This window comes from Paenibacillus sp. 2TAB23 (assembly GCF_052115165.1).
GTDB lineage: Bacteria > Bacillota > Bacilli > Paenibacillales > Paenibacillaceae > Pristimantibacillus.
Map to the genome: position 1 here is coordinate 431759 of NZ_JBFRGD010000004.1, position 15404 is coordinate 447162.

The window sequence follows — 15404 nt, forward strand, 5'->3', positions numbered from 1 at the left end:
ATGAATCGATCCAGCTTCTTACTCTTTTCTCCGAGTTATATGAACAGCTACACAACTGCTTCCGCCGTCTCGAATTGGCTGTTGTACAAATCAGCATAGAAGCCATTCGCCGCCAGCAGCTCATGGTGATTGCCGCTCTCTATAATATCGCCGTCCTTCATGACGAGGATAATATCGGCATTCTTAATCGTAGACAGCCTATGCGCAATGACGAATGAAGTTCTTCCCGCCATCAGCCGGTCCATCGCTTCTTGAATGAGAAGCTCCGTTCTCGTATCGACAGAGCTTGTCGCCTCGTCGAGGATGAGCAGCGGGGCGTTCGCGATGAGCGCTCTTGCAATCGTAATAAGCTGCTTCTGCCCTGCGGAAAGATTCACTTGCTCGTTCAAGACCGTATCATAGCCATGCGTCAAGGTTCGGATAAAATGATCAATACCGACCGCCTTGCAGACGTCCTTCACGTCGGCATCCGTAACACCTTGCTTATTAAAGACGATATTTTCTTTGATCGTCCCCTCGAATAGCCATGTGTCCTGAAGCACCATACAAAACTGCTCATGAACATTTTCCCGAGGAAGCTCATGGATCGGTACGCCGTCGATAGTAATTTCCCCGCCGTTCAGCTCATAGAACCGCATCAGCAAATTAACGATGGTTGTCTTCCCCGCACCCGTCGGCCCAACAATGGCGATCTTCTGGCCAGGCAAAGCGCGAGCTGAGAAATCGTTAATGATAAGCTTATTCGGATCATATCCGAAGGTAACGTTCCGGAACTCTACCTGCCCCTTTACATTCTTTAGCACCTTCGATTTATGCTTTTCGTCCTCGAGCTCCTTCTCCTCCAGAAATTCAAAAACGCGTGCGGCTGCGGCTGCGGTCGATTGCAGACTTGTCGCGGCCTGTGCGATTTGTCCTAGAGGCTGCGTGAACAGCCGGACATACAGCATGAAAGCAACGATAACACCAAATGAAATTTGGCCATCCATCGCTAATGCTCCTCCGACAATACATACCGCCACATAGCCGAAGTTACCGACAAACATCATAAGCGGCATCGTCAAGCCGGATAAAAATTGCGACTTCCATGAGCTTTCATACAGTTTTTCATTGATTTCGTTAAAGGTTTCCTTCGCCTTCTGTTCTCCATTGTAAACCTTAACGACATCGTAGCCTGAGAAGATTTCTTCGACATGGCCATTCATTGCACCCAGATTCGCCTGCTGATGCACGAAATGTGTTTGCGATTTTTTGATCATCACAGTCATAAATGCAAATCCTAGAAACGTCGAAACAATCGCAGTCACCGACATCCACACATTGGTATAGAACATCATGACCAATGAGCCAACTAGCATTGTGACGGAAGTGACAAGCATGCCGACACTCTGATTCATGGTTTGTCCGATCGTGTCGATGTCATTCGTGACGCGGCTCAACACGTCCCCGTTGCTGTTGGAATCGAAATACTTTAGCGGAAGCTTGTTGATCTTCTTAGAAATTCGCGTACGCAAGCTTTTTGTAACCTTCTGCGTTACCGTAGCCATAATATAGCCTTGGAAGAACGAGAAGATGACGCTTAATCCATATAGGACGGAAAGCAGTATGCCGATGCCGAGCACCGCATCCATGTCGATTTCGCCCATTAGCCCTACGGTAATGTGATCTGTCATTTCTTGCAGCTTGCTTGGCCCGACAATCGTAAATATCGTACCGACGACGGACAGCAGCAAGGCTACAATAATAAGAGGAACATAAGGACGGCAGTAAGCAACGAGCTTGCCCATTGTGCCTTTGAAATCGATGCTTTGCTTGGTTGCAACCTGTTGTTTAGCCAATTTCAAGCTCCTCCTTCGATAACTGTGAGTTCGCGATCTGACGATATACCTCGCAGGTCTGAAGCAGCTCTTGATGCGTGCCTCTTCCTACGATCTTGCCTTCGTCGAGAACGAGTATGAGATCGGCTTCCTTAATCGTTCCGATTCGCTGCCCCACGATCAGATTCGTGGCGCCGGTTGTTTCTTGATTCAGCATGGAGCGCAGCTGACGATCTGTTTTATAGTCAAGTGCTGAGAAGGAATCGTCGAAAATGTAAATGTCAGGCTTCCGGAATACAGCTCGAGCGATAGATAACCGCTGCTTCTGCCYGCCGGACAAGTTCGAGCCGCCTTGCGAAATACTGCCTTCGTACCCGCCTTCCAGCTTTTCAACGAACTCTTGGCCTTTGGCAATCGCTACCGCTTTCTTCACATCGTCAGCCGAGCCTTCCACACGACCGTTATCCCCGTAGGCGACGTTGGACGTGACGGTTCCGCTAAACAAAACGGTTTTCTGAGGAACATATCCGAGCTTATTATGCAGATCCCGAAGCGTGTACTCCTTCACATTCAAACCCTGGACAAGTACCTCTCCCTCTGACACGTCATAGAATCTCGGAATTAAGTTCAGCAGTGTACTCTTTCCGCTGCCCGTCGAGCCGATAAATGCAACCGTCTCGCCCCTGCGCGCAACGAAGCTAATGTCCTTAAGTACATATTCATCCGAATCTGCGTATTTGAAGCCAACATTTCGGAATTCAATCTCTCCTGCTTTGGCGGCATTAGTCGAGCTTGATCCGCCATCCTTGATGCTTGGTTCCGTATTTAATACTTCCATTACACGCTTGGCAGAAACCGATGCCCGCGGCAGCATGAAGAAAACCATCGATAACATCATAAAGGCCATGACAATCTGCATGGCGTAGGAAGAGAAGATGACCATATCGCTAAACAAGCCGAGCCTTGCCGCTGTATCTGCGCCGTTGATCAAATAGGCGCCGATCCAATAAATCGCTAAGCTTAATCCGCTCATAATAAGACTCATGACCGGCATCATTAAAGCCATTAATCGGCTAGTGAACAGATTCGCATCGGTTAATTCCTGATTCGCATGATCGAACTTCACTTCCTGGCTTGGTCCCGCATTATAGGCACGAATGACACGCAGTCCATTCAAGCCTTCCCTCGTTACCCGGTTCAATTGATCCGTTAGCCCTTGAATCAATCTGAACTTCGGCATGGCGAATAAAATAACGATCCCTATCATGAGGAGCAGAAGAGCGACCGAAACGCCGGATGAAAGCGTCCATTGCCAGTTCTTGCTGGAGATTTTCACTATCGCCCAGACTGCTAGAATCGGTGCTTTAATCATAACTTGAAGACCCATAGCCACAATCGTTTGTACTTGCGTAATGTCGTTCGTGGAACGGGTAATAAGGCTCGCTGTCGAGAATTGATTCATTTCCGCCATCGAGAACGACTCAACCTTGTCGAAGAGCATGCTTCTGAGCCTCTTCGCGAGTGAAGCGGCGCTCTGAGCGACCAAATAGACGACGATGAAAGACGCAATTAAACTTCCAATCGCACATATCATCATGTAGGCGCCTGGTTTCCAGACCTCGCTTAAAGAGCTTCCTTCCGTCTGTACTAGTTTTGTGATTTCTGCCAAATAATCGGGTAGCTTGAGGTCGAGCCATACCTGGAACACGATAAATGCGGTACTGATGACGATAAACCAAACATTTTTAGGATTGAAATACTTCAAAATCTTAAGCATTTATCAAACGCTCCTTCACCCTGTTGTTAGCTATAGAACTGTAAGCCTACTAACTATATTACAATAATTAAAGCCGCCCTAACAACATTGACGACTGCTACTCCAGATTGCTTTTAATTTTATCCAGCACAGAAAAAAATGTATCCAGCTCCTCTCGTGATAGCCCATTCTTCAGCTCACGCTCAATTTCAGCATATTTACCAATGATAGCTTCGTAATACTCGTGGGCAGCCGGTGTAAGGATGATCTGCTTCAATCGTGCATCGTAGGGAACAGGCTGCCTTATGATGAGGTTCTTCTTCTCCATCAATTGCAAAATCTTGCTCGCCGTTGAACGACGGATCGTAAACTTGTTCTCGAAATCGCGTTGAAATATTTCTTTGTCCTGGTTATCGACGAAGTACTTCAGCACCCAACCGTGCATGCCGGTTAATTGATCGCCGTATTTTTGAGTCATAAACCCGTCAACCTGTCTCTGCAGCATATTTCTTAGCGTTCGAAGTTCCAGCGCAATTGATCGGTCTGCCTTCATTTCGACCTCCTTTGAATCTATTCAAATTCAACACATTTATCATTTTAGCATACAACTTGTTAGTCGGCTAACATATTTACGACTCCTTGTTTAGCACTTTCCCGACTTTTTAATTGACAAATTACAACTTTGGCTGAGGCGCCACAAAATCGTAACAACTTGCTCATCCTGCTCATTGTGCATCGTTGCCCATTGGGCAATAATATAATTATGGATTCCGAGTAAAAAGAAACTGCTAGTCAATCTGAAAAGAGGTGAACGCTTAAGCGTTACATGATGAACAAACAAAGTTTACGCGATATGAAAAGGGAAGCAACCGGGAATGCGCTTGCCGATGCGGCATTTGCTCTTGCACTGGAGAAAGGGGTAGACGGTTTCGTCGTCGAGGACGTCGTGCAGCGTGCCGGCTACTCTAGAAGAACATTCGCGAATCACTATTCGTGCAAGGAGGAAGCGATCGCATCGGCGGCTCTCATCTTCAAAGGTGCTGATGAAATCGAAGAATGGATAGCAGGCTTAAGCGAAAATATCTCACCGCTTGAGGTTCTGTATCATTTGATGAAAATGCAGCTTACAGCAGAGCATTTCGTGAAATTGCAGCAGCTTGTTTCGCTCTCGAAGCAGTACCCATCGCTTGAGCCGTACATCCTCAGCGGGCTGCACCGTTTGCAAATAACAGCCCAGGAGACAATAAGCAACTTATCCCGCGGACGTTATCCCGAAGGCTACACCCATTTACTCGTCGGCGCTGTTTACGGAGCTGTCTTGCCCTTGCTGGATGGCAGCCTCAACGTACTGCTTCCTGGACAGACAATCCTTGAAATGCATGAAGTTGTTACACTCGATCATTATTTGGATGATATGTTCGGTTACTTGCGCAACGGTTTCTAGTTCAAGATTACACGTTATTTCTATATGCAAAGGAGAATCATTAACGCATGTCAACTTTTCTGTACAAATTAGGCAAATCAGCTTATAGCAAGCCATGGTATTTCATTGTCAGTTGGATCGCGCTCCTCGGCATTGTTCTCGCGATACTAGGGATCAATGGCATACATGTTACTTCAGACATGAAAATCGAGGGCACGGAATCACAGAAAGTGCTGGACCAGTTAACAGCGGAGCTGCCGGAAGCATCAGGCGGACAGGCAAGCATTGTATTTACGGCACTAGAGGGCGAGAGTCTGAATACGCCGGAACGTTTGAACGCTATTAACGAAGCTGTTAATGAGGTATACAAGCTGGAGTATGTGATTAACCCGATCGAATTGGCTGCACAAGCTGGCGCATCAATGACTGACGCAGCTGCGCAAGGAAGCCAAACAGCGCAAGGCGAAGCAGCTGCCGGGTCAACGCAAGGAGCTGCAGGCGAATTGCCGCCTTATGGCCCGCTGATGATAGATGGCGTACCGGTACCGGGCGTCATGATCGCCTCGGACAGCAGCGTTGCCCTGTTCCAATTCCAATTCACGGTTCAGCAAATGTCGCTGCCGGAATGGGTCCCTGATTCGGTAATTGATGCAGTCATGACGGTCGAGAAGACTGGAATTACTGCATTACCGAGTGACTCGCTATCCACTAAGCCTGCAATCGGCTCGACGGAAGCCATCGGCATCGCCGTCGCTGCCGTTGTACTGTTCATGACTCTCGGTTCAGTAGTTGCTGCGGGCTTGCCTCTTCTGACTGCTCTCATTGGAGTTGGAATAAGTGTAGGAGGCGCTTTTGCTTTCTCGAATATATTCCATATGACCGATCTCACGCCTGTGCTGGCACTTATGGTCGGGCTTGCTGTCGGTATTGACTATTCGCTGTTTATCGTCAACCGTCAGCGCCGTATGATTCTAGAGCAGGGAATAAGCGCACAGGAAGCGGCGAGCAGAGCAGTCGGCACCGCAGGCAGTGCAGTATTCTTTGCAGGCTTAACCGTTATTATTGCATTGTGCGGAATGGTTGTTATCGGGATTGGCTTCTTGTCTGCAATGGCTCTAGTTGCGGCTGTAGCCGTTCTTGCCAATGTTCTGGTCGCATTGACCTTGCTGCCGGCTTTACTCGGTCTCGTTGGTGAACGCATCTGCTCGGCCAAGGCTCGCACGAAGAACAGCACCCCAAGCGGCAAAAATCCGAATGGGTTCGCGCACCGCTGGGTATCTGGAGTCGTAAAAGGCCGCTGGGCTATTATCGTTGCCGTCATCGTTATCCTAGGTGCGGCCGCGATCCCTGCTGCGAAAATGGAAATGGGCATCCCATCAGGTGCGACTGCTAACTTTGATACAACAGCAAGACAGAGCTACGATGCGATTTCAGATGGTTTCGGCGAGGGCTTCAACGGCCCGCTGCTCCTGGTTGCCGAGCCGCAAGGTTCTTCGGAAGCTATTACGATGGAAACGCTGGGCGCTCTGGTTCAAGAGCTGCAGCAGCATGACAACGTTTCTGTCGTTACGCCAATGGGCGTTAACGAAACCGGTGATATGGCCATTATTAGCCTTATTCCGAAAACAGGACCAACAGACAAAGAGACGAAGGATTTGGTACAGGAGCTTCGTTCCAATGACTCCAGCATGTCGACGTCTCATGGCGTTAAGATTGGCGTTACTGGATTTACAGCCATCAACATCGATATGTCGTCGAAGCTGGCTGAGGTGTTCCCGATCTATGTCATTATTATCGTCATTCTTTCGATCATTATATTGCTGCTTGTATTCCGTTCAATCATTGTACCCATTAAAGCCACTGTTGGTTTCCTGCTCAGCATACTCGCTACCTTCGGGATGACGACAGCCGTGTTCCAATGGGGCTGGGTACATGACCTATTCGGCTTCGACACGGGCGGCCCGCTGCTCAGCTTCATGCCGATTATGGTTACGGGTATTCTATACGGGTTAGCGATGGATTATCAGGTGTTTCTTGTCAGCTCCATGCGAGAGTCTTACGTTCATGGACATCATGGCAAAGAGAGCGTCATTCACGGCTACGATCAAGCAAGCCGAGTTGTCGTAGCGGCTGCGATCATCATGGTTTCCGTGTTCGCCGGATTTATCTTTGCCCATGATATTATGATCAAGCAGATTGGCTTCGCACTTGCGATCGGCATCTTAATTGACGCCTTCTTCGTCCGTATGGCGCTAGTGCCGGCAGTCATGGCCGTATTCGGAGATAAAGCATGGTGGCTGCCGAAATGGTTAGACCGCCTTCTGCCGAACCTAGACGTCGAAGGAGATAAGCTGCTTGCGCAGCTGAAGGAACAAGAACGTGCAGGTAACGCCAAGACTCATTTGCGTAAAGCTCGCTGATTTCATTTCACCTATACTTGAAAGCCTCTAAAATAATAGGGCCTTTCACAAATATAAATGTGTAGTTTTTAGTTTTGGCCATATGAGAAATAGAAATATACACATACAATTAGAACCTTCAGCACCACTTTAAAGTGGTATTGAAGGTTCTTTTGTATTCAGCTGCTCATTTCAGCAGTAAAAAAAAGGCTGCAACATATTCAATCGTGCATGCGTTTGTATGTTTGAATAAGCAACTTATTCATATTCTGCTCATAAAGGAGACTCGAAATTCATCATGATTACAACACAACGCATCAAAAAAATAACCATTGCCGCTATGATCGCAGGCGTTTCCGCTCTTTCCGTCGCAAGCTTTACAGGTGTTCTAATTACGGACAAGGCAGCCGCTGCTGCCGTAACCAAAGATAAGGACAATCAAGCGCTTACTACTTTAAACAGCTTTTACAAGTTGGCACTAAAAGGACAGTTCCCCGGTGGTATGAAAGGATTGACACTCGGTACAAGCACACGCCAAGACGTACAGGACCAAATCGGAAAAGCGGAAGCACCTGGCAAGGATGCTGATGCATTTGACGTGTATCATGCTGAAATGGGTCATCCTGGTTATGCCATATCCTATAAATTGAACAAAATTCGCGAGATGCGCTACTTCGGCACCAATATCGAGCGACAAAACAATATTGGCGGTATTACGCAAAACATGCTTTACAAAGCATGGGGAATGCCAAATTCGGCAAAAACGATCCACAACGGTAAGCTGACGCAGAAGAAGATCGTATATAATCGCGGCGACTACCAGCTTTCCTTTATCTTTAACAGCACCACAGAACTGGACCACATCAATTTAACACACAAATAATTGCAATCTGTTATTGGATGATATAGAGAAAAGCTGCCGATCTAGGATCGGCAGCTTTTTTTGAATCTTTTCTATTAATAAACGGTATACCTAAGATTATCGTTAATAACGGCTCCCGTTCCCCATAATTATAATACTATAAACTATATACTGCATACTGCTCATGACATCTAAGCTGCTGCCTGTATGTTTACCGGAAATAGCAGCCGAATTTGAGCACCGCCATCGGGATGGTTTTGAGCTGAAATCATACCTCCGCATCGCTCTACAATCGCACGCGATATGGCAAGACCAAGCCCCGTTTCTCCATCCTTGCCCTTCACAAACCGATGAAACAGATGTGGCAGCAACTCTTCCGGTATACCCGCACCGTCATCTTTGATGGATAGTTCAATGCCATGGATACCCATTCCAGCTTGAATGTGAATGGTGCTGCGGGCATGCCTAGCTGCATTGGACACTACATTCAGCAGTGCCTGCAGCAGCTTGTCCGGATCGCCATAGATCGCCAGCTTTCCTCGTTCCTCGGGAATTAAGGAGGTCGCAATCGTCACAGCATTTTTCACCAGAACGGGATTGATGCGCTCTATCGTCTCTTCTATCCAATCAGACAAGGTGACATAAGCTGGCGTGAAATGCTCTTCCTCTCCATCCAGCTTAGCGAGAAGGGTCATCTCCGTAACGATATTTTTCAACCGGCTGCTCTCGCTCATAATGATGTCCAGTCCTTTGCTAACTTGTTCCCCTTCAAAAATACCGTCACGTATTCCTTCTGCATAGCCAGATATCGACATCAAAGGCGTTTTCAATTCATGCGAAGCATTTTGGATAAACTGCCGTTGTATTACATTATATTTGTTCAACTCGCCAGCAAGCTCATACACTGACTTTGCTACATCACCGATTTCCCCATCGGCCTTAATGAGCTTAACTTCCGAGAAACGGCGTCCTTTGACCTTTTTCAGCTCAATTTGAAGCTTCATCAGAGGTTTGATTAGTTTTCTGGTTATCATTAGACTTAGCAGAAAAGCGAGTATACCGCCGCCGCAAAGCACAACAAGCAGCCTTCCGAGCAACGATTGCTCGATGAGCTTTATTTTGCTAATGGGTGTCAACAGGGTCAAGGTACCTCCTTGCGGGATCGTGCTTGCTGCCGTAATAAACTGCGTTCCCGTCGAACTGATGGAAGTAGCCTGAAGGCCGGGCTGCAGAGTAGGTATGGCTTGCATCTCCACCTGGACAGGCTCAAGCGTGCTATATAATATGTTCTGGCTGGCATCGGTTAGTATCGCATCGACATGGATGAGCGATTGCTTCGTAACCGATGCCATGGCAACCCCCACCAAGCTGCTGGAAGGCATTGCTTTTATTTCACCCACCTCCTTCAGATTTAATGAGATGGAATTACTCATTTGAATCATGTCTTTTTTCTGAGCCTCAATAAAGTGATCAAGCAGCACATAATGAAAAACAACGGTTGTTATCGACAATACCAGAACGAGAAGAAATGCAAATGCCAAATTAATTTGATAAAGAAGCTTCATGACTCAACTCCCCTCCATTCATCCGCAGCCTATATCCATGTCCCCATACCGCTTCCACAGGAAGCTCCTCGATTTTCTTGCGAAGCCGCTTCACCAAATGATCAACTGCCCGATCGCTTCCAAAATAATCATCTCCCCAAATGCTGGTCAGCAGCTCATCTCTGGCAAAGGCTCGGTTAGGTCGCTCGGCAAGTGTCAGCAGCAGCGCGAACTCCTTCGATGTCACATCCACTTCTTCCCCGCACCAGAATACACGTCTTTCGTCCACGGCAAGCTGCAGCTGACCGGCTCCAAGCTGGAGTACGGAGGAAGACTGTTTCTCGTCCTTCTTTGTCTTTAGCTTATACCACCGCTGAAGCTGCCTTTTGACCCGAGCCACCATTTCTCTTGGACTGAACGGCTTAACCATATAATCATCGCCGCCAAGCTCCAGCCCTAATATTTTGTCTACCTCGTTATCACGGGCGGAGATCATCATAATGGGAACCTCCGCGTCAAGGCGGATGCGTCTGCAAAATTCATAGCCGTCCATGCCGGGAAGCATAATATCCAGAATCCACATGTCAGGCGGTTCTGTGCCCAGCTGCACAAGTCCTTCCTCTGCACTTGCTAGTGCTACCGTACGGAATTGCTCTTTCTTTAAATAAGCCTCAATTAGCTCACGTATATGTTGATCATCATCGATGATCGCGATTAAATAATGGTTCATGGAACAACCTCCTATTTTGAATCTCTATTATTATAGCAAGCTATGGAACCGATAGGGGCTGTGCCATTGTTTTTCCACATTTATTCATATGGGCTGCCATATTTGAACGGTACACTAGGTTCTGTAAGACAAACCCAAACCTTGAAGGAGTGTTAACCATGAACTACAAAATGATTTTCAAAAATGTTGCTCTATCCACTTTGCTGCTGTCAGCTGTAGCTGGCCCTACTGTTTTTGCAGACTCGTCCCATCCGAGTACAAAGCTTGAACATGCCGCTCCCCTCTCCTCCGCTAACTTGATCGAACCAGTCAAGCTTGAGACGATCAACGCAACTGCCGCGTTTCAAATCCTGGATCCAATTAAGTTGGCAGAAGCCTATGCGAAAGATACGGTGAAAGAATGGCAGGCTGTTATCGCTCAATACGATAGCCTTATTTCCAAGCGCTTCGAAACGATCAGCATAGGGGAATTTACTGAAGCGGGGGTGGCATTACCTAGCTTGTCTTCGGAGAAAATGAGTTTAACTGCTGTGGCGCAGCCGATGCTTCAATCGATAACGGTAAGTACAAAAGATCTTGCATCTGTAAAGGCTAATTCCGTAGAGGCTATCCCTGCTCCATTAACAAGCATTCCTCTGCAAGCAGGCAGTACGGTTTCCGTTGCCGGGATTACATCGACTGATTCAGCAATAGCGATCAAAGTCTCACCATTTTTTGAAGGCATGATGGCGCTGGGGAAGGCCGTGGAATCCAAAGATGAAAACTCCATTAGAGGGGCACTTGCGAAGCAGCTTGAGCTGTACAAGGAGGAAATTACTGCATTATCGCAAGACTTGGAAAAGGGCAATAAATAAAGGAAGCTGCTACGATAAGGCTCCACGAAATATATGATGACGATTGAAAAACACATGTTTTCTTGAAACTAGGCAAAGTGAGAATGAAAAATACGACACCCTGTACCGGCTATCGGTGCAGGGTGTCGTTTTTGAGGAGGATACAGGATTCGAGGAGCAGCATCTTCAAATGCTAATAGACTTTTAACCAGCTGCCTTCATTATATGCGGACTACTTAATAGGTTTCACAAGTGAGAATCCTGTAATTGGAAACAAATCTGATGTACACCTCGTCTAATGAAAAGAAGGGGGCTGCTAGTCGAGCATGAAAAATGGTAAAGGAAAAATAGTAGTCGTATCGATCGTAATGTTTCTGCTGCTGCTTGCTACATGCGTATTGGAGTTGCGTTATGGAATGATTAAAAAAAACGTTTATGCCTATAACGTGAAAAACTATTTAAAGCAAACCTATAACGAACCTATGTCGATTAAAGGCGTTACCTATTTGTGGGACAATATCGAACCCATCCAAGCACGTGTTCACCCAAAAAACGAAAAAAACCTTGAATTTAGCGTTTATCCGAGCAACGAAAGCTCCAGCGGCTTTAGGGACGACTACGTACACACATTATGGCTGCATCAGGCAAAAGAAGATATGCTCCAGCATTTAGTACATATTAAACAGGAGTTTAAGAGCCCGCTATATATGGACTTCACATGTTGCAATACAGCCAGCTACGATGCCAGAAAAAACGGCGGTTCAGTCCCATATTACAAGTTGGAAGCCTTAACCTTCGATGTTACCTTTCAGCATCAGAGAGGTATGGAGCCCCATGATCTTGAGCAAATGTATCAGATTATCAAGGCATTGAACCAAATGCAGCAGCCACAATTTGGAACGGTATTATTCCTCTTGCAGCCCGAAAATGAATCTTATCGTATTGAATTTCGAATACCTGGTGCGAATTTAAAAAGCATTAAAACGGCAGCTTCCCTTCATTCTTATAACGAAAGCCGTTTTCCTGCAAGGGCACTTGCTGAAATGATTGACGCTGACGTTTCATGGGATGAATCTACCTCAAGTGTAACGATTACCAAGGGAGTTAACGTGCTGCAAATCAATCAATGGGGAGAAGAAGTATTAATTAACGGAAAGGCACAGACCAATTCTTTACCCTCATTCCTCGGAGATCATGGCAATCTCCTCGTTCCTGCAGCTGTCTTTGAGGAAGCTTTTCAAGTACCTGTTGCCTTGATTGATCCATTTGGTAAGCAATTTAATAAGTAATCCAACAAGTAATTCAACAAGTAATTCAACAAGTCACTTCCTACATATTTTCATAAAGAAATCCGCTTTCTTAAGCGGATTTCTTTATGAAGTATGTTTCGTTTTCAAGCAGATTAGTTGCTATGAAACAAACCGATTAGCTGATGGCTTTACTTATGTCATAATCAGTTAAATCAATATCTAACGCCATGCCCATCGCTAATTTGGCCAGCTGGACACCGATATACGGGCCCATCGTTAAACCAGAGGCACCAAGACCGTTTACAGCCAGCAACCCTTCCCAATCGGGAATGGCGCCTATGACTGGAAGGAAATCCGCTGTGAAAGGACGAAAGCCTACCCTAACTTCCTGGAAAGTACTATCCGCCAGACCGGGTGCACATGCAAGGCTTTTGCTCAAAATTTCGTGCATGCCTCCTGGTGTAACTCTCGTATCATAGCCTTCAATATTATTTTCATGAGTCGCCCCAAGTACCATTTTCCGCTGCTCAAAGGCGAGCAAATACTGATCGGATGGAGGCATTATTACTGGCCAATTACCTGTCGTTTGATTAGCATCTGTCATTTGCACGTGCATAATTTGTGCTTTTTGATAGCTTACATTGAACTCAATGCCCAAAGGCTGCAGCAACGTTCTTGCCCAAGCTCCTGCACAAACGATTACGATACCAGCCTCGTAGCTCTCTCCACCTACCGTAACGCCAGTTATACGATTGGACTGATACTCAAGCTTAGCGTCTCCATGTAGAAGCTTAGCTCCGTTCCTTTGTGCAGATCGGAGCAATGCATCACGCAGTGCCCGGCCATCAACGCGGGCAGCCCCGCTAATATATATGGAGGAATAACCCTCTGCGAGTAACGGGAAGCGCTCATGGGTACTATGTTCATCAAGCCGAGTTATCTTACCGATTTCTGGCGCGTCTTCTATTCGCCCGTTAGCCCGCTCTTCCATTTTGTCCAGCTTATCCGAATCCGTATGTATGCTGAGTGCCCCAACCTTTGCATAACCGGTATCCGTTTCCCCTTCGTTTTCAAGCTCTTTAATGAGTACTGGGTAGTGGCGCGCTCCAGCTTTCGCAAGCCGATACCAAGCCTTATTGCGACGCTGCGACAGCCATGGACAAATAATTCCAGCAGCTGCGTCCGTTGCCTGTCCTTCATCTTTCCGATCAATAATGAGGACCTCTGCTCCCTGCTTAGCCAATTGGTATGCAGTTGACGCTCCTGCAATTCCCGCTCCTATGACAATGATCTTCATGCTGATTTCACCCCATTCTGCAAACGTTTCTCATCACGACAGGATCTGTACTTGTTTAGCCTTGCAGTCGGAATCGAGATTTCGGCTCGGCTTGCAATATATTGATGAATATGATTCCCCATAGCCGTCCTGAGCGGAAACAAGCGTCAGCCTAAAAAGTAGTTCGACATTTTTTTCATTTATTCCTGCAAAACCATACTTCCATTTTCTCTGCTCATTACGGCTATTAATAGATATATATCCATCCATCATAAAGATCATAGTATGATACTCATCTGATTTTTCTATAATGAAAAACGCATCAAAAATAAGCTGACGCCGATATCATATCGGCGTCAGCTTATGGCAATTGGCATGTTTCAATGTATACGAAATGAATGGTTGACCCAAATAACTGGCGTTTTTACTTATGCCACTCCTACATTACAGGCTGCACTTCGCTAATGGGTTGGCATTTTTTGTTTAAAGGTTTTCAATTCGTGGGGATAATACGAATATCCTTATCCAAATTGGCTAACATCATGTAATTGCGATTGAAGGTAAAGATGCGTTTTATCTGGAAATAAGACATGGTCACAGCAGTGAATGCTTCACTGAGCGAGAAATGGAGCTCTGGCCTGTCTATTAGCAATCTGCGTGATTCCCCATCAAATTCGTGGCTGCTGGAGATGACCGCCAGCTTGCCTTTACTCACCGCTTTATCAATTGCTTTCAGAAAGTATTCCGCCTGCTGATAGCTGTAGTCATTGCGAAGCCACTCGTGAAGCTCAAATATAATGGAGTTAGTTGTTATGTAATTCCGTTCCAGATCGTGCAAATCCAGAAATAGCGAACGGGCTTTCACATAGCGTGGGTCTTCAGGGTTCATTAAAGCAGCTAAAGCTGTACTATCCAGAAAAATGGTATCCTGTATGTTCAGATTGTTATCCATGTGTTTACGCTCCTTAATCCACTAGTTTGCAAATGGCATCCAAATAAAGAAGCGGGTTATCTTCTTTTTGATCCACTGAAATAKGCGCTGACTCGCTAGGGGTGCTTGCCAAATATTGAATAACAATTCCGTTAACGATCGCTTGCACTGTCGTTTGCTGCATATCAGCGAGTGATTTCAGCTCAGCATAATGTTGCGATTGGAGTTCTATCATGTTTTTTTCTTGTTCTTCACTTCTTGAAGAGATGAATTCTGTCGCGGTAGATTTCGCTTTTTCAAATTGATTCTGAATGAAGCGTTTATAATTATTCACCTTCGGGATTCACTCCTTATGTATTGTTCTTATAAAGTTTCGTCGAATAATGTCGATTTCAGGGGGTGGCAGGCAGCTATTTCGCTAATGAATCCATCTACCCACTTTATACATTTATGGGTGCTCCTTGAGATGAATCAAGTAATACCTCGATTATCTTTTTGACTTTAATTGACGCAGCTCATTAAAAAGACTGCCTTCTTCAGGCAGTCAGACAATCAAATGTTGAGCTTGTGTTTGATATGGGATCGG

The 15404-nt window shown here is 46.2% G+C and carries 13 protein-coding genes; 5 read left to right on the top strand and 8 right to left on the bottom strand.

Going from position 1 to position 15404, the window contains the following annotated elements; translation table 11 throughout:
* Positions 1–47: 47 nt before the first annotated feature.
* The 3 genes from AB4Z29_RS09365 to AB4Z29_RS09375 all read right to left on the bottom strand — a co-directional run bounded on the left by AB4Z29_RS09365 (position 48) and on the right by AB4Z29_RS09375 (position 4123).
* The gene (locus AB4Z29_RS09365) at positions 48–1784 is read right to left on the bottom strand and encodes an ABC transporter ATP-binding protein (RefSeq protein WP_441942826.1); all 1737 of its coding nucleotides are present in this window, start codon (positions 1782–1784) and stop codon (positions 48–50) included.
* A 43-nt stretch (positions 1785–1827) separates the two neighbouring features.
* The gene (locus AB4Z29_RS09370; RefSeq protein ID WP_441942781.1) at positions 1828–3591 is read right to left on the bottom strand and encodes an ABC transporter ATP-binding protein; all 1764 of its coding nucleotides are present in this window, start codon (positions 3589–3591) and stop codon (positions 1828–1830) included.
* Positions 3592–3688: 97 nt separating this feature from the next.
* Positions 3689–4123, bottom strand: a complete 435-nt coding sequence (locus tag AB4Z29_RS09375) for a MarR family winged helix-turn-helix transcriptional regulator (protein ID WP_441942782.1) — start codon at positions 4121–4123, stop codon at positions 3689–3691.
* A 273-nt stretch (positions 4124–4396) separates the two neighbouring features.
* On the opposite strand from AB4Z29_RS09375, the gene AB4Z29_RS09380 reads away from it, so the two are divergent.
* The 3 genes from AB4Z29_RS09380 (at position 4397) to AB4Z29_RS09390 (ending at position 8275) form a co-directional block, all read left to right on the top strand.
* Positions 4397–5014 carry a TetR/AcrR family transcriptional regulator gene (locus AB4Z29_RS09380; RefSeq protein WP_441942783.1) on the top strand — a complete coding sequence of 206 codons (618 nt, stop codon included), beginning with the start codon at positions 4397–4399 and terminating at the stop codon, positions 5012–5014.
* Positions 5015–5061: 47 nt separating this feature from the next.
* Entirely contained in the window at positions 5062–7413 is a 2352-nt protein-coding gene (locus tag AB4Z29_RS09385) for an MMPL family transporter (protein WP_441942784.1), read from the top strand.
* 277 nt (positions 7414–7690) lie between these two features.
* Positions 7691–8275: a YjgB family protein gene (locus AB4Z29_RS09390; RefSeq protein WP_441942785.1), complete on the top strand. Its 585-nt coding sequence runs from the start codon at positions 7691–7693 to the stop codon at positions 8273–8275.
* A gap of 170 nt (positions 8276–8445) precedes the next feature.
* Here AB4Z29_RS09390 and AB4Z29_RS09395 read toward each other — a convergent pair whose 3' ends face one another.
* Positions 8446–9819: a sensor histidine kinase gene (locus AB4Z29_RS09395; RefSeq protein ID WP_441942786.1), complete on the bottom strand. Its 1374-nt coding sequence runs from the start codon at positions 9817–9819 to the stop codon at positions 8446–8448.
* Positions 9797–10528 (bottom strand): response regulator transcription factor, encoded by a 732-nt coding sequence (locus AB4Z29_RS09400; protein ID WP_441942787.1) that lies wholly within the window; start codon positions 10526–10528, stop codon positions 9797–9799. Before AB4Z29_RS09400 ends, AB4Z29_RS09395 begins: the two co-directional genes overlap by 23 nt.
* Before the next feature lie 158 nt (positions 10529–10686).
* Between AB4Z29_RS09400 and AB4Z29_RS09405 the strand changes: the two genes are divergently transcribed.
* Positions 10687–11382 carry a hypothetical protein gene (locus AB4Z29_RS09405; RefSeq protein WP_441942788.1) on the top strand — a complete coding sequence of 232 codons (696 nt, stop codon included), beginning with the start codon at positions 10687–10689 and terminating at the stop codon, positions 11380–11382.
* A gap of 305 nt (positions 11383–11687) precedes the next feature.
* Positions 11688–12650, top strand: a complete 963-nt coding sequence (locus tag AB4Z29_RS09410; RefSeq protein WP_441942789.1) for a stalk domain-containing protein — start codon at positions 11688–11690, stop codon at positions 12648–12650.
* A gap of 136 nt (positions 12651–12786) precedes the next feature.
* Here AB4Z29_RS09410 and AB4Z29_RS09415 read toward each other — a convergent pair whose 3' ends face one another.
* The 3 genes from AB4Z29_RS09415 to AB4Z29_RS09425 all read right to left on the bottom strand — a co-directional run bounded on the left by AB4Z29_RS09415 (position 12787) and on the right by AB4Z29_RS09425 (position 15152).
* A complete protein-coding gene (locus AB4Z29_RS09415; protein WP_441942790.1) occupies positions 12787–13908 on the bottom strand; it encodes an NAD(P)/FAD-dependent oxidoreductase in 1122 nt (373 codons plus the stop codon).
* A gap of 472 nt (positions 13909–14380) precedes the next feature.
* Positions 14381–14839: a type II toxin-antitoxin system VapC family toxin gene (locus AB4Z29_RS09420; protein WP_441942791.1), complete on the bottom strand. Its 459-nt coding sequence runs from the start codon at positions 14837–14839 to the stop codon at positions 14381–14383.
* Positions 14840–14852: 13 nt separating this feature from the next.
* Positions 14853–15152, bottom strand: a complete 300-nt coding sequence (locus AB4Z29_RS09425) for a hypothetical protein (protein ID WP_441942792.1) — start codon at positions 15150–15152, stop codon at positions 14853–14855.
* Positions 15153–15404: the final 252 nt, after the last annotated feature.

What these genes read in the sequence shown, in the direction of transcription:
- AB4Z29_RS09365 (WP_441942826.1), bottom strand. Translation starts at nt 1,784, where the DNA reads ATGGGCAAGCTCGTTGCTTACTGCCGTCCTTATGTTCCTCTTATTATT.
- AB4Z29_RS09375 (WP_441942782.1), bottom strand. Translation starts at nt 4,123, where the DNA reads ATGAAGGCAGACCGATCAATTGCGCTGGAACTTCGAACGCTAAGAAAT.
- AB4Z29_RS09380 (WP_441942783.1), top strand. Translation starts at nt 4,397, where the DNA reads ATGATGAACAAACAAAGTTTACGCGATATGAAAAGGGAAGCAACCGGG.
- AB4Z29_RS09385 (WP_441942784.1), top strand. Translation starts at nt 5,062, where the DNA reads ATGTCAACTTTTCTGTACAAATTAGGCAAATCAGCTTATAGCAAGCCA.
- AB4Z29_RS09390 (WP_441942785.1), top strand. Translation starts at nt 7,691, where the DNA reads ATGATTACAACACAACGCATCAAAAAAATAACCATTGCCGCTATGATC.
- AB4Z29_RS09395 (WP_441942786.1), bottom strand. Translation starts at nt 9,819, where the DNA reads ATGAAGCTTCTTTATCAAATTAATTTGGCATTTGCATTTCTTCTCGTT.
- AB4Z29_RS09400 (WP_441942787.1), bottom strand. Translation starts at nt 10,528, where the DNA reads ATGAACCATTATTTAATCGCGATCATCGATGATGATCAACATATACGT.
- AB4Z29_RS09405 (WP_441942788.1), top strand. Translation starts at nt 10,687, where the DNA reads ATGAACTACAAAATGATTTTCAAAAATGTTGCTCTATCCACTTTGCTG.
- AB4Z29_RS09410 (WP_441942789.1), top strand. Translation starts at nt 11,688, where the DNA reads ATGAAAAATGGTAAAGGAAAAATAGTAGTCGTATCGATCGTAATGTTT.
- AB4Z29_RS09415 (WP_441942790.1), bottom strand. Translation starts at nt 13,908, where the DNA reads ATGAAGATCATTGTCATAGGAGCGGGAATTGCAGGAGCGTCAACTGCA.
- AB4Z29_RS09420 (WP_441942791.1), bottom strand. Translation starts at nt 14,839, where the DNA reads ATGGATAACAATCTGAACATACAGGATACCATTTTTCTGGATAGTACA.